This window comes from Pseudoalteromonas arctica, from assembly GCF_012927645.1.
Lineage (GTDB): Bacteria > Pseudomonadota > Gammaproteobacteria > Enterobacterales > Alteromonadaceae > Pseudoalteromonas > Pseudoalteromonas arctica_A.
Window position 1 is genome coordinate 1 of sequence record NZ_JABBMT010000024.1, and the last position, 23,129, is coordinate 23,129.

18 protein-coding genes are annotated in these 23,129 nt (G+C 40.7%); 12 read left to right on the forward strand and 6 right to left on the reverse strand.

The window, feature by feature from the left end; genetic code table 11:
* Positions 1–228: 228 nt before the first annotated feature.
* Complete coding sequence (locus tag HHO47_RS13805) at positions 229–990, reverse strand: outer membrane protein assembly factor BamD (RefSeq protein WP_169020818.1); 762 nt, start codon at positions 988–990, stop codon at positions 229–231.
* 141 nt (positions 991–1,131) lie between these two features.
* On the opposite strand from HHO47_RS13805, the gene rluD reads away from it, so the two are divergent.
* From rluD to clpB, 3 genes are all read left to right on the forward strand, one after another.
* Positions 1,132–2,109, forward strand: a complete 978-nt coding sequence (gene rluD / locus HHO47_RS13810; RefSeq protein ID WP_169020819.1) for a 23S rRNA pseudouridine(1911/1915/1917) synthase RluD — start codon at positions 1,132–1,134, stop codon at positions 2,107–2,109.
* A gap of 9 nt (positions 2,110–2,118) precedes the next feature.
* Complete coding sequence (gene pgeF, locus HHO47_RS13815; RefSeq protein WP_169020820.1) at positions 2,119–2,844, forward strand: peptidoglycan editing factor PgeF; 726 nt, start codon at positions 2,119–2,121, stop codon at positions 2,842–2,844.
* 97 nt (positions 2,845–2,941) lie between these two features.
* On the forward strand, positions 2,942–5,518 hold the full coding sequence (gene clpB / locus HHO47_RS13820; RefSeq protein ID WP_169020821.1) for an ATP-dependent chaperone ClpB: 2,577 nt from the start codon (positions 2,942–2,944) through the stop codon (positions 5,516–5,518).
* Between the two features lie 143 nt (positions 5,519–5,661).
* Here the strand turns inward: clpB and HHO47_RS13825 are convergent, their stop codons facing one another.
* The gene (locus tag HHO47_RS13825; RefSeq protein ID WP_169020822.1) at positions 5,662–7,209 is read right to left on the reverse strand and encodes a methyl-accepting chemotaxis protein; all 1,548 of its coding nucleotides are present in this window, start codon (positions 7,207–7,209) and stop codon (positions 5,662–5,664) included.
* A 486-nt stretch (positions 7,210–7,695) separates the two neighbouring features.
* Between HHO47_RS13825 and gshA the strand changes: the two genes are divergently transcribed.
* A complete protein-coding gene (gshA, locus tag HHO47_RS13830) occupies positions 7,696–9,273 on the forward strand; it encodes a glutamate--cysteine ligase (RefSeq protein ID WP_169020823.1) in 1,578 nt (525 codons plus the stop codon).
* Positions 9,274–9,414: 141 nt separating this feature from the next.
* Complete coding sequence (locus tag HHO47_RS13835) at positions 9,415–10,023, forward strand: hypothetical protein (protein WP_169020824.1); 609 nt, start codon at positions 9,415–9,417, stop codon at positions 10,021–10,023.
* Positions 10,024–10,078: 55 nt separating this feature from the next.
* On the opposite strand, the gene HHO47_RS13840 is transcribed toward HHO47_RS13835, so the two are convergent.
* The 3 genes from HHO47_RS13840 to HHO47_RS13850 form a co-directional block, all read right to left on the reverse strand.
* Complete coding sequence (locus HHO47_RS13840; protein WP_169020825.1) at positions 10,079–10,915, reverse strand: mechanosensitive ion channel family protein; 837 nt, start codon at positions 10,913–10,915, stop codon at positions 10,079–10,081.
* Between the two features lie 128 nt (positions 10,916–11,043).
* Positions 11,044–12,312, reverse strand: a complete 1,269-nt coding sequence (locus tag HHO47_RS13845) for an HlyC/CorC family transporter (RefSeq protein WP_169020826.1) — start codon at positions 12,310–12,312, stop codon at positions 11,044–11,046.
* Between the two features lie 61 nt (positions 12,313–12,373).
* Entirely contained in the window at positions 12,374–13,180 is an 807-nt protein-coding gene (locus HHO47_RS13850) for a cytochrome C assembly family protein (RefSeq protein ID WP_169020855.1), read from the reverse strand.
* A gap of 273 nt (positions 13,181–13,453) precedes the next feature.
* Here HHO47_RS13850 and ffh point away from each other — a divergent pair, with 273 nt between their 5' ends.
* From ffh to tyrA, 6 genes are all read left to right on the forward strand, one after another.
* Positions 13,454–14,833, forward strand: a complete 1,380-nt coding sequence (gene ffh / locus HHO47_RS13855; RefSeq protein WP_169020827.1) for a signal recognition particle protein — start codon at positions 13,454–13,456, stop codon at positions 14,831–14,833.
* 260 nt (positions 14,834–15,093) lie between these two features.
* On the forward strand, positions 15,094–15,342 hold the full coding sequence (gene rpsP, locus HHO47_RS13860; RefSeq protein ID WP_016708927.1) for a 30S ribosomal protein S16: 249 nt from the start codon (positions 15,094–15,096) through the stop codon (positions 15,340–15,342).
* 17 nt (positions 15,343–15,359) lie between these two features.
* On the forward strand, positions 15,360–15,896 hold the full coding sequence (gene rimM / locus HHO47_RS13865) for a ribosome maturation factor RimM (protein WP_169020828.1): 537 nt from the start codon (positions 15,360–15,362) through the stop codon (positions 15,894–15,896).
* Entirely contained in the window at positions 15,896–16,663 is a 768-nt protein-coding gene (gene trmD, locus HHO47_RS13870; RefSeq protein ID WP_087530755.1) for a tRNA (guanosine(37)-N1)-methyltransferase TrmD, read from the forward strand. The genes rimM and trmD overlap by 1 nt, the downstream gene beginning before the upstream one ends.
* A gap of 33 nt (positions 16,664–16,696) precedes the next feature.
* Complete coding sequence (gene rplS, locus HHO47_RS13875; RefSeq protein ID WP_002962189.1) at positions 16,697–17,056, forward strand: 50S ribosomal protein L19; 360 nt, start codon at positions 16,697–16,699, stop codon at positions 17,054–17,056.
* A 342-nt stretch (positions 17,057–17,398) separates the two neighbouring features.
* Positions 17,399–18,532, forward strand: coding sequence for a bifunctional chorismate mutase/prephenate dehydrogenase (gene tyrA / locus HHO47_RS13880; RefSeq protein WP_169020829.1), 1,134 nt, complete (start codon positions 17,399–17,401; stop codon positions 18,530–18,532).
* Positions 18,533–18,602: 70 nt separating this feature from the next.
* Here tyrA and HHO47_RS13885 read toward each other — a convergent pair whose 3' ends face one another.
* Positions 18,603–19,760 carry a chorismate mutase gene (locus HHO47_RS13885; protein WP_169020830.1) on the reverse strand — a complete coding sequence of 386 codons (1,158 nt, stop codon included), beginning with the start codon at positions 19,758–19,760 and terminating at the stop codon, positions 18,603–18,605.
* 359 nt (positions 19,761–20,119) lie between these two features.
* Between HHO47_RS13885 and HHO47_RS13890 the strand changes: the two genes are divergently transcribed.
* Positions 20,120–23,128, forward strand: coding sequence for an EAL domain-containing protein (locus tag HHO47_RS13890; protein WP_169020831.1), 3,009 nt, complete (start codon positions 20,120–20,122; stop codon positions 23,126–23,128).
* The last annotated feature ends 1 nt before the right edge of the window (position 23,129 follow it).

Genomic DNA, 23,129 nt, shown 5'->3' on the forward strand with positions numbered 1-23,129 from the left:
ATTAGGCTCTCAAAAGAGAGTAATAGATCAAACCTAGGGTTCTGCGTCAAGATTTTATTTACAAAAGTAAATCAAGTGGCTATTTAATGAGCGAGTTTAATTCAAATTAGGGGGGCGGAACAACAGAAATTAGGGGTGCGGAACAACAGTTTAACGTTAAGCACGCAATTTAAAATAATAAAAAAGGCGCTATTTATTAAATAGCGCCTTTTTTATTTATGAGGCGTATTACTTCTTCTCGTTTAATTCACGCGTTAATTTAGCGTGTTTACTTAATTCTGGTAAACCAAGCTTATTGTAGCTTTTTTCCATCATTTCGAGTGCTTCATTTAAATAGCTACTTTGAGAATAATGCTCAACGATGTACTTACCGCGATTTGCTGCAGCTAAGTAAGCTTCACGTTCATAGTAGTAATCAGCAACTTTCAACTCGTAACGTGCCATTTTGTTGAGCAACCAAACTAAACGTCTTTTTGCTTCAGGGGCATAGCCACTGTCAGGGAAGCGATTAACTAAAGTTGATAAATCAGTAAAGGCAACACGGGTACGATTAGCATCTCGGTCAGCCCTATCAACACCAAAATACTCTTGGAATGCGTTTTTATCGGCTTTAATATTTACTAAACCACGCATGTAGTACATATAGTCTAAATCTTTGTGGTTTGGATTTAAGCGAATAAAACGGTCAATTGTTGCAAGCGCTTGTTCAGTATTACCCGCTTGATAATGGGCGTAGACTAAATCCATTTGTACTTGTTTTGACATAGGGCCAAACGGATAGCGTGAATCAATCGCACTTAAAAGCTCAATTGCACGCGCGTATAAACCTGAATCAAGAGTTTGTTTGGCATCATCATACAATGCTTGCGCTGATTTATTAGGAACGCGTTGGATATCTTCTGCATCAGGTGCTGAGGAGCAGGCACCTAAACCAAGCAATGAAACCGTAAAAACAATGGCGAATGCACGTTTCCCTATTCTATTTATCATTTTATTTGTTACCTTCGATGTCTTCGGCTAGGCCAAGTGGGTAAAACCGAGTAAACTATGCTTATTATATAATGCTTTTATTAAAAGCGATTCTAACCCAGTCGAGCGCAGCTTGCACTGGTAAATTGGGTAAAGTTACTAATGTCAGAGCAAATTTCTCTTCAAGCCGAGGTGCCAACTGAGTTAGGCGGTAAACGTCTAGACCAAGTATTGGCACAATTGTTCCCTGATTATTCACGTTCACGGATAAAAACGTGGATTTTGGATGATAAAATCACCGTGGATGGTGAAATCTTAAACACCCCGAGAGAAAAACTCTTTGGCGGTGAAACAGTCAATGTTGAAACCAGCATTGAAGCTCCACGTGAATATCTAGCACAAGATATCAAATTAAACATCGTTTATGAAGACGATGACATTTTAGTTATTAACAAACCTATGGGTTTAGTTGTGCACCCAGGTGCCGGTAACCCCGATGGCACAGTGCTTAATGCATTGTTGCATCACTATCCTGACATCATTAATGTGCCGCGTGCAGGTATTGTGCATCGTTTAGATAAAGACACTACTGGTTTGATGGTGGTAGCTAAAACAATTCAGGCGCAAACACATTTAGTTAAAGCATTACAAAAGCGTGAAAACTTCACGCGTGAATATGAAGCAATTTGTAATGGCACAATGACTGCGGGTGGCATGGTTGAAAAACCAATTGGCCGCCACCTTACGCAGCGTACACACATGGCTGTACATGAGCAGGGCAAACCAGCAATTACGCATTTTCGTGTTGCTGAAAAGTTTCGGGCGCATACGCGATTGCGTCTTCGTTTAGAGACTGGTCGAACTCACCAAATTCGTGTGCATATGGCATTTATCAATCATCCATTAATTGGTGATAAAGCCTATGGCGGTCGTCCACGTCCACCAAAAGGTGCGACCCCTGAGTTGTTTGAAATGTTACGTAGCTTTAACCGCCAAGCATTGCATGCGGTAAAGCTAAGTATCGCACACCCAATTACGGGTGAAATGATGACTTGGCAGGCGCCAATTCCTGATGACATGGTTGCCATGACGCAGGTACTTCGTGAAGACACCAAAGCTAATCCAAATATCGATTTTTAAGTTGCCTTCATGCTTAATCCTAATTGGACAGCGCCAACTAATGTAGGAGCCCTCAGTACAACTCGTCAGGGCGGTGTATCGCATGCGCCTTTTACGAGTTTAAACTTAGGCTTACATGTGGGCGATGATCAGCAAGCGGTATTAACGAATCGCGCACTTTTAGCTACTCAGCTACCGAAAGTACCGGTGTGGCTTAATCAGATCCATAGCAGTGAAGTCGTTGTTGTGGATGAGTATTTTGAGCTACAGGCTAATTATGATGCGGATGCACTGTATACCCGATTAAAAAATCAACCACTGGCAATTATGACCGCAGATTGCTTGCCGGTTTTGCTTACCAGTGAAAGTGGTGATGAGGTGGCTGCTATTCATGGTGGCTGGCGCGGTTTACATGCGGGTATTATCGCTAATACTTTACGTCACTTTAGCTGCCCGCCAGAGAAAATTATAGCATGGCTTGGTCCTGCCATAGGTGCTGCAAAGTTTGAGGTTGGCAGTGAAGTAAAAGCACTGTTCTGTGAGCAATCAGCAACTCATCACACTGCATTTTCAGCGCAAGCGGATGGTAAATATTTAGCGGATATTTATCAGCTTGCAACCACAGAACTTATTAATCTAGGCATAAGAAATATTAGTGGTGGTGAGTACTGTACAGTTAGTAATAGTGAACAATTCTTTTCATATCGTCGAGATGGTCAAACAGGGCGTATGGCTTCTTTGATCTGGCGCAAGTAAGAGTTTATTCTTTGAGTATATTTTCACCTAAGCCTTGATCAAAGTGCCGAGCATACCCATTAATTGAGTAATTAGTTTTTTTAATAGGTAACCCCTTATGCGTTTAGATCGATTTACCAGTAAATTTCAGTCTGCGCTCTCTGACGCTCAGTCATTAGCGCTTGGTCGTGACCATCAATTTATTGAACCGGTACATTTAATGTATTCACTGTTGCAGCAAAGTGGCTCAAGTGTGCGTGCGTTATTAGCCCAAGCCAGCGTGAGTGCCGATGAACTTAATACCAAGTTATCGCAAGAGATGGAAAAACTATTTAAAGTGGAAGGTGTTGGCGGCGACGTGCAGTTGTCAAATAACATGGTTTCACTGATCAACTTATGCGATAAGTACGCACAAAAGCGTAAAGACAAATACATCTCCAGTGAGTTATTTGTATTAGCAGCGTGTGATGACAAAGGGCCATTGGGTGATATCTTTCGCGCTTTAAATATAACCAGCACTAAAATAGAGGCAGCAATACAAGCTATTCGCGGTGGTCAAAAAGTTGATGATCCGAATGCCGAAGATACCCGTCAAGCGCTGAAAAAGTTTACTATCGATTTAACTGAGCGTGCAGAGCAGGGCAAACTTGATCCTGTTATTGGCCGCGATGATGAAATTCGCCGCACAATCCAAGTATTACAACGGCGTACTAAAAATAACCCCGTGTTGATTGGTGAACCCGGTGTCGGTAAAACTGCGATTGCCGAAGGGCTCGCGCAGCGTATTATTAATGGCGAAGTGCCTGAAGGCTTGAAAAACAAACGTGTGTTATCGCTTGACTTAGGAGCCTTGGTGGCCGGTGCAAAATACCGTGGTGAGTTTGAAGAGCGTTTAAAGTCAGTGCTTAATGAATTGGCTAAAGAAGAAGGCCAAGTTATTTTATTTATTGATGAAATTCATACTATGGTGGGCGCTGGTAAATCTGATGGTGCAATGGATGCGGGTAACATGTTAAAGCCTGCACTTGCTCGTGGTGAACTACATTGTGTTGGTGCGACTACTTTGGATGAATACCGTCAATACATAGAAAAAGACGCAGCCCTTGAACGTCGTTTCCAAAAAGTATTGGTTGAAGAGCCTTCAGTAGAAGATACTATTGCAATCTTACGTGGTTTAAAAGAACGTTATGAATTGCATCACAGTGTCGAAATTACTGATCCTGCAATTGTTGCTGCAGCACATTTATCGCATCGCTATATTAGTGACCGCCAACTACCCGATAAAGCCATTGATTTAATTGATGAAGCTGGCTCGTCTATTCGTTTACAGATTGATTCAAAACCTGAATCACTAGATAAATTAGAGCGCCGTATTATCCAGCTAAAACTCGAAGATAATGCACTTGCTAAAGAGAAAGATGACGCCAGTCAAAAGCGTCGCTCTGAGATGCAGGAACTGATCACCGCTCTTGAAGCCCAGTATCGTGAGCTCGATGAAGTATGGACCGCTGAGAAAGCCTCTTTGCAAGGTACTCAAGTAATTAAAGCTGAACTTGAACAAGCGCGATTAGATTTAGATGTTGCTCGCCGTGCCACTGATCTACAACGTATGTCAGAGCTGCAATATGGCCGCATTCCTGAATTGGAACGCAAACTCGACTTAGCTTCACAAGCTGAAATGCAAGAAATGAGCTTACTGAAAAACCAAGTCGGTGAAGATGAAATTGCCGAGATACTTTCACGCTGGACCGGTATTCCTGTATCGCGGATGCTTCAAGGTGAGCGTGAAAAACTGCTGCAAATGGAAGAACATTTACACCATAAAGTAATCGGTCAAGACGAAGCGGTAGTCGCAGTGGCGAATGCGATTCGTCGTTCACGGGCAGGACTTGCAGATCCAAATAGGCCAATCGGTTCGTTTTTATTTTTAGGCCCTACCGGAGTCGGTAAAACTGAGCTGACTAAAGCGTTAGCCGGCTATATGTTTGATACTGAAAGCGCGATGATACGAATTGATATGTCGGAGTTTATGGAAAAACATTCCGTTGCTCGCTTAGTTGGCGCGCCTCCGGGCTATGTTGGTTATGAAGAAGGTGGCTACTTAACAGAAGCCGTTCGTCGCCGTCCATATTCTGTAATTTTGCTTGATGAAATCGAAAAGGCACATCCTGATGTGTTTAATATTTTGCTGCAAGTGTTGGATGATGGTCGTTTAACGGATGGCCAAGGTCGTACTGTCGATTTTAAAAATACGGTGATCATCATGACCTCAAATTTAGGCTCAGATATTATTCAAGAGCAAACAGGTAACAACGATTATGCAGCATTAAAAGAAAAAGTGATGGGCGTTTTGGTTAATGAGTTTAGACCTGAATTTATTAACCGTATTGATGAAACCGTGGTATTCCACCCACTTGCTAATGAACATATCAAAGAGATTGCAGATATTCAGTTAAGCAAGTTACGTGAGCGCCTAACAGGGATGGGTTACTTGTTACAAATAAGTGATGCAGCTCTTGATAGAATCGCAGCCAGTGGTTTTGACCCGGTTTATGGCGCACGACCACTCAAACGGGCTATTCAACATACCATTGAAAACCCATTATCACAGAAGTTACTCGCTGGTGAATATCAAAGTGGAGACATGATAGTAATTGATGCTGACGAAAATGGTTTAGTGTTCTCATCACGCTAACTGATTAACTGATTAACTGATTAACTGATTAACTGATTAACTGAGTTTTAAGGCCAGTGAATATGCTGGCCTTAAACTCGCTGCGAATAAAAAGTTAGAAAGTAAATATTAAAGATAAACTCCTATCATTTAGCCCCACTTAATTAAATTTTAAAAGTAAGTAAGATATCGTTAACTTTACGTGAGCCTTCAATAAGCTGGGCAGCACCTTTAGCGACATTAAAGCTTAACGTTAAGTTCTCGTCACTGTAACCTTTTATTTGTGTAATGTTATCGCTAATATCGAGGCTGACAGTTTGTTGTTGCTCGGCAGCGGCAGATATTTGTGTCGCTAGTTGTGATATTTCACTTATTTGTGAGAAAATGCTATCCAGTTCAGCTTGGGTATGTCCAGTGGTATTGACACATTCATCGGCTTGCGCCTTAGTGTTTTTCATTACCGTAGACCAGCTAAACAGAGTATCTTGAATTTCTTTAATTGAGCTATGAATTTGTGCAGTAGCACGTTGGGTACGAGAAGATAATGCCCGTACTTCATCGGCAACTACTGCAAAGCCTCGGCCATGTTCACCAGCACGCGCGGCTTCAATTGCTGCATTTAATGCCAGTAAATTGGTTTGCTCTGCAATACCTTCGATTTCAGTCATTACTTGACCTATTTTATCCGCCTCGGTTGCAAGGGAGTTAGCGGTACTTGCCGCTTGTCCAACTTGTAAAGCAAGATCAGATACCATGGCACTATTGTCTGCAATATGCAGTTTGATATCAGAGCAACTTTGGTAAGTAATATTTACTTTTTCAGCGGTATCATGAGTGTTGCCCGATATTTCACCTATGGTTGTGCTCATTTGTGACATGGCGGTGGCCATTTGGCCAAGGCGTTGTCCTTGAGCGGCAATGCCTTTTTCAGTGAGTGCTGATTGCTGATCTAGGTTAGCCGCAATACTGGTAAACGTGACAGTCGTATCTTTTACTCGCCCTAATACTGTGCGTAATTTAGCATTAAGCATTTGCTGGTTATATTCACTAATACTAAATGGATGATGGCCAACATAAACATAGCGAGAAATGGAGTCATTTACTGCCTTTAGCTGTTTCAGTGCCGTTGGTGTGACAACTAACTCATCATAATTTAATAGCATAATTAGTAAACTAAATAGCGCGGTTATCAGTGCAACAGCAATAGACACAAAAGCTGCCAATAGTACTAAGCCAAGTAAACCAATAAGGAGGGCTGCACTTTGGCGAACAGTCACCCATTCACGCCAAGACGACAACGATTTACCCGCATTTATTTTAGTGTATAAGCTTTGTGCTCGGTGTTTTAGTTGTTCGCTCGGTTTTGTTCGTACTGATTGATAGCCAACGAGTTGACCATGTTCAAAAATAGGAGTAACAAATGCATCAACCCAATAATAGCGGCCATCCTTGCAGCGATTCTTAACCACCCCGCGCCATGAATGACCTTGTTTGAGTTTCTCCCACATTTCTTTAAATGCCGCTTTGGGCATATCTGGGTGGCGAACAATATTATGATTTTTGCCAATGAGTTCTTCGAGGTTGAAGCCGGCAATGTTGCAAAACTCTTTATTAGCATAGGTGATCACGCCACGTATATCTGTAGTGGAGACGAGCTCCTGGTGATCTGAAAAGGTGACTTCTTCGTTTATTAACTGCTGACCCCGACGCATAGGTAGTCCTTAAACATGCTTTATTATTAGTGATGATTATAAAGTTCATACAAATGTAATGATAGTAGCTTCAGTGATCACAGGAGTAAAATAGCTATTAAATAGCCTTTTAATGATTTAAAACAAAGAAACTTGCAAAAGGTGTGCTGGTAATCATGTAATAGCTGAATATATAAAAAGATATTATTGTCCTAATGTGAGTAATGAGTAAGTGTCAACAATAAGTTGCAGATAACAAGCAAGCATTTATTAGTACCTTGCATTACTGTGGTGTTACTAAAGCAATTGTATATTAGCGCTTACAATGGCAAGATTAGTTAAGATTTGGCTATTAGCTTGGCTGCAGGCAGCAAGTTTTCTTTACAAACATACGGTGACCTTCTTGGAAAATAGTGGAAATTAGCATTATGCCATTATTAAACCTTGAGTATTATCAATTTGCCCCCATTGACTTAGGATTAGGCCACGTGGCTCGAGGAAGCATTTTTGACTACACATGATTTAACTAAAGCGTTAGCAGCGCTAGCCCCAGAACAGCATAAATACGCAATTAAAGGCATTCAACGCGGTATTGAACGAGAAGCGTTGCGGATCAAGCCAAACGGCGTGATTTCACAGCAAGGTCATCCTAAAGGGGTTGGTTGTGCATTAACTAATGGGCATATCACTACTGATTTTTCTGAGTCTTTACTAGAGTTTATAACACCCGTTAGTGAATCTGCTGAGGAAACGTTAAATCAGCTGCAAGACCTACAAAAGTTTACCCTATCGCAGATGGGCGATGAATTATTATGGCCTATCAGTATGCCGTGTTTTATAGAACACCAAGATGACATCGTATTAGCTCAATTTGGTGATTCTAATATTGGACGGATGAAAACCTTGTACCGCGAAGGTCTGAAAAATCGTTATGGCAGCATGATGCAAGCGATTGCCGGTGTGCACTTTAATATATCGTTTCCAGAGTCATTTTGGCAGAGCTTACAAGCGATTAAAGGCGATACTGGCTCATTACAAGAGTTTATTTCGGCCGGTTATTTAGGACTGATCCGTAACTTTAAACGTGAACTGTGGTTGATCAGTTATTTGTTTGGTGCATCACCTGCGTTGTGTAATTCATTTTTACAAGGGCGCAGCACAGATCTTCCTTTTAAAAAGCTTGGTAAAGGCACATTGTATCTAGAAACTGGAACGGCATTACGTTTAGGTAACTTAGGCTACACTAATAGCGCCCAGTCATCGTTAAGAGTGATGTATAACTCACTCGATGAATACGTTGCAGGATTAAAAAGTGCAATTAATTCACCTTCAGATATTTATGGTCAACTTGCCGATTATAGAGATACCCAGCCACAGCAGTTGAATAAAAATGTATTACAGATTGAAAATGAATTTTACTCTCCTATTCGTCCAAAACGTAATGCTAAAAGTGGCGAAACGCCAACTGACGCGCTACTTCGTGGCGGTATTGAGTACATTGAAATTAGAGCTCTAGATGTAAATCCATTTGCAGCAACGGGAATTGATATTGAGCAAATTCATTTCTTAGACGTCTTTTTAACATATTGCTTATTAAAAGATTCACCCACTATGGATTGGGATTCTCAACAACGTAGTACTGAAAACTTAGACACAGTTGTTAGTGATGGCAGAGCTGCGCAGGTAATGCTAAATCGTTCTGGTAGTTCATGTAGTCTAACAACGTGGGGAGCAGAGATATTCGCACAGTTACAACAAGTTGCAGCTTATATGGATAATGCTTACGGCGTTAGCTATTACAGCGAAACGATTACTCGATTAAGCCAATGGATAGCAGATCCTGAATTAACATACTCAGGGCGTTACGTTAGCCAACTGAAAGGGTCTGGTATTGATAATGGTTATTTTGCCTTGTCGTTAGCAGAAAGTTATCAGCAACAACATCAAGATACGCCATATAAAGTGTATTCAGACAGCTATTTAATACAACAAGCAGAGCAATCTGTCATTGCTGAACGTGAGTTGAAAGCCGCTGATAATCAAACATTTAATGCTTTTTTAGATGCTTACTTTACCACTAAGTAAGTTTGCAGCTAAATAAGCGGGCAAAAAAAACGCAGCCTAAGTTGGCTGCGTAAAGGTTCTTCAGGGATAAACAATGCTAAACTTCGCATTCATAAAATAAGACTTATACTTTTATAAAAAGTTCAGCGAGTAACATAAAAAATGAAAAATAGTTTAATTATTTTATCGCTGGGGGCTGCGTTAACTGGTTGCGCAACAGCTCCTCCAAAGCAACCTAATGATATATGTAAAATTTTTGAAGAAAAAAGTGATTGGTATTATGACGCAAAAGATGCCCAAGAAAAATGGGGCTCGCCTAAACATGTGCTAATGAGCATGATGTATCAAGAAAGCTCTTTTAAACACGATGCCGCACCGCCAATGGAATATTTTTTGTGGATTATCCCCACAGGGCGAGCAAGCTCAGCTTATGGTTACTCACAAGCAAAAACCCCAACCTGGTCTGATTATATTCGTGAAACGGGTAATAGCGGCGCCGATCGCGATGATTTTGATGACGCTATCGACTTTATGGGCTGGTTTGTTTATAAAACTCATAAAGTTAATGGCATCTCGAAATGGGACGCCTACGCGCAATACCTAAATTATCACGAAGGCTGGGGGGGTTATAAACGCGGCACTTATAAAAATAAAAGGTGGTTAATGGCGGTGGCTAATAAAGTAAAAAATCGTGCTAGTCGGTATGCGGCGCAACTTAAACGTTGTGAAGATGATTTAGATAAAGGGTGGTTAGAAAGGTTATTTAGCTGATATGACAAGTTTCAAGATTTTAAAAAGCCCGCGCTGCGGGCTTTTGAGCGTTATTTTATTTCCCTGGGAATTGATGAATATGTACATCACGTTGCGGGAATGGAATGGTAATATGTTCTTTGTCGAAGGCGATTTTAACGCGTTCATACAAACCAAAATACACCGGCCAGTAATTTTCAGAGTTTACCCATGCCCAAACCAGCATACCAATATGGCTATCGCCATGTTGACTAACATGAACCACAGGCTGTTTGGCATCGTCTTTAAGTACTAAATCATAACTATTTAGTACATCCATAAGTACTTCTCGTGCTTTAAGCACATCATCACCGTAGCTAATACCAAACTCAATATCGACACGACGTGTAGGCTCTACAAACTTGTTTTTGACGCAGCCGTTAGACAGTGAGCCATTCGGTATAATGATGCGTTCATTGTCGTAAGTGAGTAACACGGTGACAAATATCTGAATTTCAACAACTTTGCCCATATGTCCTTGGGCTTCGATAACATCACCAATTTTGAATGGTTTGAAGAATAAGATCAGCACACCGCCGGCAAAATTAGCAAGGCTGCCTTGTAATGCCATACCGACCGCTAAGCCAGCAGCACCAAGCATTGCAATGAACGAGGTTGTTTCGATCCCGATCATTGATGCGACCGAAATCAGTAATAGTAACTTTAAAATAACAGATAAAAACGATACTAAGAAGTGCGTGAGTCCGGCTTCAAACTTTACCCGTGCCATTGACTTTTCAGCCATATTGGCAACTCGACCAATAAACCACCAACCAATAATTAATACAAATATTGCTAATAAAAATTTTGGACCATAGGTCATCAGCATTTCAATTGCTTTGGTATATAGACTTTCGACAGAGATACTTTCCATTTATTTTTCCATTTAGATCAAGGTATAAATATAATAGCGTAGAATTTAACACTTTATTTGGAAAAATTATAAAAAGCAGAGAGTAGGTGAGAGCAGTAGAGTAACTCGAGGTTACTCTACTTTATCTATTATAGCTTACGTTTATTTACTTGAATGCGTACAAGCTTGATCATATTTTCTTTTACTTCAACTACTTCAATTGGATAACCTGCAATACGTAAGCTTAGGTTAGCATCTGGAATGTCTTCTAAATATTCGACAATTAAGCCACTTAATGTTTTAGGGCCATCAAGAGGAAACTCCCAATCCATTTCTTTATTTAGATCGCGTACGTTAGCACCACCATCAACCAAAAATGAACCATCATCTTGTGACACGACTTCTTCACTCGGAGTACGTGTTTGTGTTGTAGTAAAGTCACCGACTACTTCTTCAAGAATATCTTCAAGAGTTACTAAACCTTGTATATCACCATATTCATCAACCACTAAACCGATACGTTCTTTTGATTGCTGAAACTTAAATAGCTGAGTATTGAGTGATGTCCCTTCAGGGATAAAGTAAATCTCACGAACTGCGCGCAGTAATGATGATTTATCAAATTGCTCTTTAGTTAATAACCGCAGTGCATCTCGTGAGTGAATAAAACCTACCGCATCATCAATTTGGTCGCGATATAAAAGTACTCGCGTGTGTTGTGCATGGGTAAGCTGTTTACTAATAAGTTTCCAGTCATCGTTGATATCAATCGCCACGATTTCGTTACGCGGGATCATAATATCTTCAACAGTGACCTGCTCTAAATCTAAAATGGAGGTCAACATACTTTGGTGACGCGCGGGGATCAGCGCACCAGATTCATTCAGCACGGTTTTTAATTCTTCTTTACTCATGCTGTGCTCATCTATTTGTGCCGCACTAATACCAAATAACCGTAATATCCCATTGGTCATCCAGTTAACAACGACGACAAATGGAAAGAGAATTTTTAGTAATCCCTTGAGTATTATCGAACTCGGAAAGGCAACTCGCTCAGGGTAAAGGGCGGCTAACGTTTTTGGCGTTATTTCGGCAAAAATTAATACCACTAGGGTCAATATACCGGTAGCAATGGCGATACCTAAATCACCGTATAGGCGAATACCTATAATGGTTGCAACCTGTGCTGCAGCAATATTTACCAAGTTATTACCGATAAGGATAAGACCTATCAGTCTATCAGGACGGCTCAACAGTTTGTTGACACGTTTTGCAGCGCGATGGTTTTCTTTAGCGAGGTGGCGTAAGCGGATTCTGTTGATTGACATAATGCCTGTTTCAGAACCAGAAAAGTATGCAGAACAAAGTATGAGTATTCCAAGTATCATAAACAAAACACTTGTAGAGATGCTGTCCAAAGAAGGATCCTTTTTTATTTAACTAATACATATTAAGCGGGAGTGAGCTGCCTGAGTCAAGTTAAAACTTACTCAGGATCACCTCTTGCACAAAACGACTACCAAAATAAGCCAGCGTTAAAACAAAAGCAGCAGCCATGATAGCTAGTACGACCGGTTTGCCACGCCAGCCTTGCTTTAAGTGACCAACTGTTACCGTTGCAAACATAACCCAAGCAATTAATGATAAAACAGTTTTATGAATAAACTCTTTTGCAAACATACCATCAAGGAATATGAATCCAGATAGCAGTGCCAGCGTTAGTAATAAAGTTCCTAATGTCAATAACTGATAAAGCTGGCGTTCCACCACCATTAATGGCGGTAAATGGCTATACACGATCGCTAAGTCTTTTCGCTTTAAGCGTTTATCAATAAAGTAAAACTGTACGCCATATAAAGTGGCAATAATTAATACGCAGTAAGCAAGCAATGAAAGTGAGATATGGGTAACTAACCCAATTTCAACATCAATACTTTGCAATAAAATATGATGTGGAATAAATAAGCTGGCTATTGTGAGTAAAGCGGCAAAGCCATAGACAACAGGCAGTAATAATGTGGCAGGGAACTTTAACGACACCGTGGTGACAGAGACCACAATCACCCAGCAGGTTAACAGCGATACATTAACAATACTTAAATCTTGGCCATCGGCGCGAAACACTGAATTCACGAGCAATAGCATATGTGCTAAAATTGCTACCGTGCTGAGGATAACCGTTAGCTTTTGGCTCGGGCCTTGTTGGTGAAATAACCGAGACAGCACGTGAGACGTCGCTAAGATATAAAATAAACTGGCAATAATAGTTAAACTAATAATCAGCATAGTGCTTGGGTCACTCAATTTGAGTCAAATATTCCTTGTTAGAGTAAAGCCATTGTATTTTATAGCAAGGCAAAAGCATAGACTTTGTAAAAAGAAACTCAAACAGCGCACTTGAACACTGTATTGTACGCCACCATTTACGGTATACTGTTTTTAATTAAAATTTTAATAATACTGATTTTACACAATCAACGTTCTTTAGGCTAAGTATTAAACTTGCACTGATAGCGTTATTAGAGAAATTGGTATATCACGTTTGATCGGAACCTTTACATGTTTGAGAACCTCCAAGAACGATTAGGTAAAACCTTAAAGAATATCCGCGGTCGCGGACGCCTAACAGAAGACAATATCAAAGATACACTACGCGAAGTGCGTATGGCTTTTTTAGAAGCCGACGTCGCTTTACCCGTTGTTCGTGAGTTTGTTAAACAAGTTAAAGAGCGCGCTGTTGGTGTTGAAGTCACCAAAAGCTTAAGCCCGGGTCAAGTTTTCGTAAAAATCGTACGCGAAGAGCTTGAAAAAGCCATGGGTGAAGCGAACGAAGAATTAAGCTTAAATGCCCAACCGCCAGCGGTCGTAATGATGGCAGGTTTACAAGGTGCGGGTAAAACGACCAGTGTTGCTAAGCTTGCCAAATTTTTAAAAGAACGTAAAAAGAAATCAGTATTAGTGGTCAGTGCCGATGTATATCGTCCTGCGGCTATTAAACAGTTGGAAACACTGGCCGATGAAGTTGGGGTTGAGTTTTTCCCAAGTGATATTTCCCAACAGCCGGTTGATATTGCAACGGCGGCTATTTCTCATGCGAAAAAGAAATTTATTGATGTTGTATTAGTCGATACTGCAGGTCGTTTACATGTTGATAGCGACATGATGGATGAAATTAAAGCGCTGTACAGTGCGATTAATCCTATCGAGACTTTATTCGTTGTCGATGCCATGACAGGTCAAGATGCGGCTAATACCGCTAAAGCATTTGATGAAGCATTACCGCTAACAGGTGTAATACTAACCAAAACAGATGGTGATGCGCGTGGTGGTGCAGCTTTATCTATTCGCCACATTACCGGTAAGCCAATTAAGTTTATGGGTGTGGGCGAGCGCACGGATGCACTTGAACCTTTCCATCCTGACCGTATCGCGTCGCGTATATTAGGCATGGGTGACGTACTTTCATTGATCGAAGAAGTCGAAATGAAAGTTGATAAAGAGCAAGCTGCAAAAGTTGCTGAAAAAGTATTTAAAGGTGATGGCTTTACCCTAGATGATTTTGCTGATCAATTAAAGCAAATGAAAAGCATGGGCGGCATGATGTCAATGCTTGATAAGCTACCGGGTATGTCAAACTTACCTGACGCTGTAAAAGGCCAAATGGGTGATAAAACTTTTATGCAAATGGAAGCGATTATTAGTTCAATGACAAAAAAAGAGCGTGCACGTCCAGAGATCATTAAAGGTTCTCGTAAAAAGCGTATTGCAGCAGGGTCTGGTACGCAAGTACAAGAGATCAATAAGCTGTTAAAACAGTTTACGCAGATGCAAAAGATGATGAAAAAAATGAAAGGCAAAGGCGGCATGCAAAAAATGATGCGCGGTATGAAAGGCATGTTACCCCCTGGAATGATGGGCGGTGGTGGTCCTAAATTTTAAGTTTTTTATTATAATTAGTGATATTCACAATATTAGTTAACTAAAAAAGAGGCAAATAGCCTCTTTTTTAGTGGATAAATTATGCATTGAAAGCGCTATATAGTCTGATTTAACGCGTAGATCAGTGTTTAATCAACTTAACGCTCATTTCGCGTCACTTCTTACTTGCATTGTTGCTAAAAACTCGTACAATTCCCCAGCTCCCCATACTGGGGAGTAAATCTTATTAATGAAAACAGTCAATCTATTTAGAGGACGGTATGGTAACTATTCGTTTGCAACGTGGTGGCGCTAAAAAACGCCCTTTCTATCAAATTGTGGTTGCGGATAGCCGTTTCTCGCGTGACGGTCGCTTCATCGAGAAAGTAGGCTTTTTTAACCCAATTGCTAGTGGTCAAGAAGAAAAAGTACGTTTAGATTTATCTCGTGTAGAACACTGGGTAGGTCAGGGCGCATCTCTTTCAGATCGCGTAAGTAAGTTAGTAAAAGACGCTCGTAAAGCGGCTTAATAGGCGTAAGTGTAACCATGAGTCAAGAGAACACCTCATCAATAATTGTCGTAGGAAAGCTCGGTGCCCCATATGGTATAAAGGGCTGGCTTAAGGTACATTCATTTACTGATGATCCCCAAGGGATCTTCGAATTCAGCCCGTGGTTGATAGGGCAGCAAGGTAAATGGCAGACCTTAGAAGTGGTCGACTGGCGTCGCCACAACAAAGGCTTTATCGCTAAATTTGCGCAAGTAAACGACCGAGACGAAGCAATGGCTTATACCCATGCAGAAATCTCAATGGATGCAGCGCAACTACCAGAACTGCCGCAAGGCGAGTTCTATTGGCGAGATCTCATCGGTATGTCGGTTATAACTGATAAAGGTTATAACTTAGGCGTAGTTGATGACCTGATGGAGACAGGCTCAAATGACGTATTAGTTGTGAAAGCAAATAGTAAAGATGCATTTGGCCAAGCGGAGCGTTTAATTCCATTTTTAACTGATTCAGTTATTAAAGAAGTTAAACACGATGCGAGAGAAATTACCGTAGACTGGGATCCTGGCTTTTAATGAGTCAAACGAGTTCGTTGTGGGTAGGGGTTATCAGCCTCTTCCCGGACATGTTTGATGCTATTACACAGCAAGGGGTAACAGGTCGCGCAGTAAAAAGTGGTTTGATCGACTTTAACTGCTGGAATCCGCGAGACTATGCAACTGATAAGCATAGAACAGTGGATGATCGTCCTTACGGGGGCGGACCAGGCATGTTAATGATGGTTGAGCCATTGAAACAAGCCATTCTTGACGCAAAAAAAGCGGCAGGTGATGGCGCAAAAGTAATTTATATGTCCCCGCAAGGGCGCAAATTAGATCAGCAAGGGGCGAGCGAACTCGCAAACTCCGAAAAACTGATTTTAATTGCCGGTCGCTATGAAGGTATAGACGAGAGAATAATAGAGTCATACGTTGACGAAGAATGGTCAATTGGTGATTTTATTTTGAGTGGTGGTGAACTACCTGCCATGACATTAATTGACGCAGTAGCGCGATTAGTGCCAGGTGTGTTAGGGCACAACCAATCAGCAGAGCAAGACTCATTTTCGGATGGCTTGCTAGATTGTCCTCACTATACACGGCCAGAAACATTGGACGACAAACAGGTGCCTGCTGTATTACTCAGTGGCAACCACCAAGAGATAGCTAAATGGCGGCAAATGCAGTCATTAGGCAGAACTTGGTTACGCCGTCCTGACTTGTTGCATAACCTAGCTCTGACTGAGGAGCAAGCGGTATTACTCGCGAAATTTCAGCAAGAGTACCAAAAAGCTTGTGGCTAGAAGACAGTTACACCTAGGAAAGTGAGAAACATAATGGCAAAAGTAAACCAAAATATTATTAAAGCGCTTGAAGATGAGCAGCTTAAAACAGACGTACCTGCATTTGGCCCTGGTGATACAGTGGTTGTACAGGTAAAAGTAAAAGAAGGTGCTAAAGAGCGTCTACAGGCCTTTGAAGGTGTTGTAATCGCTAAGCGTAACCGTGGTCTTCACTCAGCATTCACAGTTCGTAAAATTTCGAACGGTGAAGGTGTTGAGCGTGTATTCCAAACGCACAGCCCTCTTATCGATAGCGTAGCAGTTAAGCGTCGCGGTGCAGTTCGCCGTGCGAAACTTTACTATCTACGTGAGCGTTCTGGTAAATCTGCACGTATTAGAGAAAAACTTAACTAATACGCGCTGTTTAACAACGCAAAAAAACGGGTTGCAGCCTTCGGGTTGCAACCCGTTTTGGTTTTTATAGCAAAAAAGTTGGCGAGGTGAAAGAGTAAAGTTAAAAGATTAAGATCAAGTGATCACCATAGCTTGATTAGAATTTAGCGAGATCCACAAGCAATATCCTAACATTCAGCCACCCTTAAAGCATATGGCTTAGCGCTTAAAGCTTAAACTCTCATTCTTTGCTTATTTAGTCTTTTAACAGCTTGCTGATCCTGTTAGTATTTATCGTATTCATTAGTTTACTTTTGTGTAAATTTAATTGTACAAAGTTGGGGTTTTTAAGGTGGTAGTCGCGTGGCGGATATAAAACAGTTAGATAAGTTAAGAGAGGGGATCGATGAATGCGATGCTCAGTTGGTTGCATTGCTGGCTAGGCGCAATAGTATTACTGAGCAGATAGGCGCAATCAAACAGCAAACGGGTGCGCCACTGCATGCGCCAGATCGTGAAGCTACTTTATTAGCTGCCCGTCGCCAAGAAGCGATCAACCAAGGTGTTAATCCTGAACTAGTAGAAGATATCCTACGCCGGATGATGCGCGAAGCGTACCAAAACCAACAAGCTAAACTTGCGTGTAGTGCACCGCAATTATCACCGATTGTTATTGTGGGTGGACAAGGCGCGATGGGACAGTTGTTTGCTCAGCAATTTATTCGCTCGGGTTATGAAGTCAGGATCCTTGATAAAGATCAGCAAACGAATGCACAAGAAATTTTAAAAGACGCAAAACTCGTAATGGTAAGTGTGCCTATTAATGCACTAGATACTGTAGTCGCTAAATTGCCTAAACTTGATGACGACTGCTTGCTTGTAGATATAACGTCGGTGAAGCAATCACCTATTAAAGCATTAAAGGCGGCGCATAGTGGACCGGTAGTTGGTTTACACCCAATGTTTGGACCTGATATTTCTCACTGGGTAAAACAAACAGTCGTTGTATGTGAGGGACGAGATCACTTAGCTGCTCAAGGTTTATTACAGCAACTACAAGTATGGGGATGCCAGCTAGTTGAACTCGATGCTAAAAAACACGATGAAGCGATGCAAATTATTCAAGTTATGCGCCATTTAACCACTTTTGTATACGGCCAGTTTTTAGCAAAACAAGGTCATACCCTCGAAGAGCTCCGCAGTTGTTCGTCACCGATTTACCAATTAGAGTTGATGATGGTAGGGCGCTTATTCGCACAATCACCAGAGCTTTATTCTGACATCATGCTAGCGCAATTTGATAACGTAGAGCCATTACTTGCACAATACCAAGACACGTTTGCAAGTACCTTGACCAAATTAAAAGTAGGTGATAAGGCCGCTTTAATTGATTCATTTGCGGATGCAAAAGCATATTTTTCAGATGCTACTGCGCATTTCTTAACGCAAAGTCGCAGCCTGTTAAACAAAGCCAATGATGCCAAAGTACTTGATTAATAACCGCTGTGTGAAAAACAGATAATGAAAAAGGGCTAATTTTAGCCCTTTTTTATATTTTACTTAGCGCTTAACTTTCTATACTGACCGCTTGCAGCGATTCACTTTGGTAACAGCCCAGTACGCGTACATATTGAGTGTGTTCTTTTAGCTCTTCTAAGGCTTGTTTAACATGGTTATCAACCAGGTTTGCTTCTAAATCAACATAAAAGACTTCTTCCCACGGGTTACCAGGGACTGGGCGTGATTCTAGTTTTACTAAGTTGATATTATGTTCTTTGAAAATCATCAACGCATCAGCCAAAGAACCTGCTTGTTGCTTGGTTGCCATAATTAAACTGGTTTTAGTCGGGAGCTGTTTTGATACATAAAGAGGCTTACGTGCTACCACAATAAAACGGCTGTGATTTTCACGTTGATTCGCAAGTGCTGATTTAATCACTTCTAAACCCACATTTTTACCCGCTTGAGCTGAACCAATTGCTGCGCTATTAGGGGTATCTAATGCTAATTGCAGAGCGCTTGAGGTTGAATCGCAGGTTTCATGTTGAATATCACCTAAGCCTTGTAAAAAGCGACTACATTGAGCAAATGGTTGCGGGTGAGCAAAAATCTTACTGATCTGACTAAGCTCAGTACCCGCAGTGACCAGTAAGCAATGTTCAACACTGTGGGTTACTTCACCAACGATGGAGACTTGTGCGTGTTGCAGTAAATCAAACACTTCGTTAATACTGCCAGAGCTGGTGTTTTCAATGGGTAATAAGCCAAAATCAGCTTGACCATTTTCAACTTTGCCAGTGATCTGCTCAAAGCTAGAGCAGCCCATTTCAACAAGTTTACCTGGACGACGGCTAAAGTATTTATGACAAGCAAGTTGGCTGTATGAACCCTGACCACCTAAATAAGCAACACGATGGGTTTCACTCATCGCATCTGGGTTTAAGTTCTTCTGTAACATGGCTTGTTGATTAAGTACTGAATCTTCTAAGATTGTTTGGAAAACATTATTCACATAATAAGCGTCCAAACCAAGAGACTTACCATAACCGATGAGTTTCTCTAACAAGGCAAGTTCACGGGCCTCATCACGTATCGGTTTATTATTAGCAATCTTATATTCTACAACGCCGTGGCTAATACGGCGACGTTTTGCTAATAGCACTAATAGATCAGAATCAATTTCATTGATATCGTGTCTAAGCGAATTCAGTACATCATTAGTCATTTTGGGTTCCTCATTCCAAAAAATTACCTTTTGGGTAATAAAAACAAAAAAGCCTCCCAATTGGGAGGCTTTGCTATTCGGTTGATTTAATCTCGCAAACAGATAAGCCTCTTCTATCTAAAGAAGCTAAAAAACGAAAAATGTAATTGCGAAAATATTATATTCATAGGCTTAATGTATGGAGAGTGGGCTATAAAGTCAACACTCTAGCAGGTTTTATCACTATGAATAGCATGTTTATTTTTGTTAAATGATTTTTTCAGGAATATTAACGAAAAATTTATAATTCTAAATCGTGATCTGGTATATTTATTTAGGTGAATTTAAATAAGAATAATTATTAAAAATAAGGTTGTCCTGTGGTGTATAGACGCCCACCATCACGTTTTGGTGTAAATTCGTTAAGTATGAAACTGTCGTTACTAATTTCAGCTATTTGTTTAATTGCTGGGATTTGTGCTGCGGTGTTGATGTTAAAATCAGAAGAAAAACAATTGCTATTTGAAGAACATGAAATTCTCAAACATTCTAGCGAGCGTCTGATACGTCAGTTTAATAACTTGGTGAAAACCAAAATTAATATTGCAGAGCAAGCGAATAACGTCGTCTCTAGCCAATTATTTTATAATTCCTCGCAACTGCTCCGCAGCCAAAGTGCACAGCTTAGTTTTGATCCCGATGGCAGTATTCGTAGCGCTTCTGATGATGGTCTATCCGCGGCTTTTATGCCACAAGATAAGTATTCACCTTTTTATAAAAAACTCATTAATGATTCTGAATCGCTATGGAAAATCGTAGCGCCTACTTTAATCCAAGATTTCTTTAACTTTTATTTAATCACCAAAGATAATTTTATTCGTACTGCGCCACCTAATTGGGCCCTACATGTCGCCGGCTCTCATCAATTCATTGATAATAAAAGCTTTAATTACGCAAAAGAAGCGCTGAATCCAACCCGATCGGCTGTGTGGTCTAAAGCTTATTACGATAAAATTTGGCATAAATGGGTGGTGAGTTTGCTGGTGCCAGTTTATCTTGAAAGTGAATTTTTAGGTGTTACTGGCAGCGATTTAGCACTCGATACGCTTATTTCGCAATTACCGGTCGGTGACAAGGAACAGCATTTATTTGTTTTTGATAGCCAAGGGCAGTTACTTGCTCATCCTGATCTGAATAAAAATATTTATGAAACCTACGGTAAAGCAGGAAAATCATTACGCACTGATGATTTTGTTAATGGTGATCTACAAGAGCTGATCAATCAAACCATTAAAATGCATTTACCTGAATACGCAGACTCTTTTGTACAAGATGGTGAAACGCACATCATTAATATTCGTAAAGTAGATAATTTAGGCTGGTATATAGGTATTTATAAAAAACGTTCATCAGCACTTTCAGCACTTGAAGAGTTAAAAGTGAAGTTTTTTGGGTTGTTTCTTTTATATGCCATTTTAGTCGCACTGTTATTACATCAAGCACTTTACCAACTGGTGTTACGTCGTATTCATTCATTAGTACATGCGGTAACTAGCTTTGGTAAAGGGCACTTACAAATTGAATTTCCAAAAGAGAATAAAGACGAAATTGGTACTTTAAATGGTTCTTTTCACGATATGGCGATTGAAATTCGTAAGCTAATCGATGGTCTAAACCAACGTATTACAGAAAAAGAAATTGCCGAAAAAGCCGCTAATCGATTATCTAAAGCGGTTGCTTTCTCAGGCACTGGCGTGGTGCTCACCGATCAAAACTTCGTCATTGAATACGTCAATCCAAAAATGTTAGAAATGACTGGGTTTGCAGAAACCCACTTTATGCAGTCACCATTATTAAGTATTATCGCCAAAGAAATGGCTATTTTGGTTGATGATATTGATATTGATTTACGCAGGCGAAATTATTGGCGGGGAGATACCTTGATTCAAGGACTAAACAAACCACCAATTTGGGTATCTTTGAGTATTTCACCTATACGTGAAGACAGTGGAGAGCTCAGCAGTTACGTTGCATCCGCTCAAGATATTTCGTTTGTTAAAGAAAGCCAAAGAAAAATGGAACAACTGGCTTACTTTGATACCTTAACTGGGCTGGCTAATCGTACTTTTTTTAGAATGCAATTACGTAAGTCAATGGCCCTTGCTGAGCGTGGCCATTATGCATTTGCATTGTTTTATTTTGATTTAGATGAATTTAAACGTATTAATGACACATTAGGGCATGATGCGGGTGACCAACTTCTGCTAGAAGTTGCGAATAGGTTGAAAAAACGACTACGTACCGAAGATACGATTGCTCGTTTAGGTGGCGATGAATTTGCCGTATTACTCAGTGGGATAGAACACCAAGATCATGCCACGGAAGTGGCTAACACGATTCAAAAAACCCTCAACGAACCTATTATGTTGGGTAATAATGAAGTGATCATCAGTGCCAGTATTGGTATCACTATGGCTCCTTATGATAGCAAAGAAGAAGATCAGCTCCTAAAACATGCTGATTTAGCGATGTATGAAGCAAAAGCAAAAGGACGTAATACCTACCACTTTTATAGTCAGGAGCTTGATGCCGCTGCAAATGAGCGACTGTTTATTGAAAGTGAGCTGCGTTTAGCAATCAAAGCACGGCAATTTGTAATTTATTATCAACCACAAGTAGATAGTCGCACGCAACATGTGGTGGGTTATGAAGTTTTGATCCGCTGGTTCCACCCAACTGAAGGAATGATCCCACCTAACAAGTTTATCCCAATAGCAGAAGCGACCGGGTTAATAGTTGAATTAGGTACTTGGGTGCTACAAGAAGCCTGCGAGTTTGCCGCTCGATTAGCGGTGCAGGGGCGAGAGAATAATATTTCCATTAACCTCTCAGCACGACAGTTCAAAGATGCTAAGTTAGTACCTCTACTAGCATCGATCATAAAAAAAACCAGAGTACCAGCTAAATGCCTGCACCTTGAATTAACCGAAAGCATGTTAATGGGGAATGTAGAGGCGGCGATTGCTCAGTTGCATCAACTTAAAGCACTTGGCGTATCAATCTCTATTGATGACTTTGGTACAGGTTATTCGTCATTGAGTTACTTAAAACGTTTCCCTGTTGATATTTTAAAAGTTGATCACTCGTTTGTTAAAGACATACCGGATGATCCAAATGACATGGAGATCACAGCAGCAATTATAGCTATGGCACAAAAGCTAAAACTGAATGTGGTAGCTGAAGGTGTTGAAACCATAGAGCAAGTAGAGTTTTTACAAAATAATAACTGCTTTATAGTGCAAGGGTATTATTACAGTGAACCGATTGCCGAAAGCGAATTATCAAGCTTGTTTGAAAAGCTCAATGATCGCGCTGGAGTCTATCCATAAT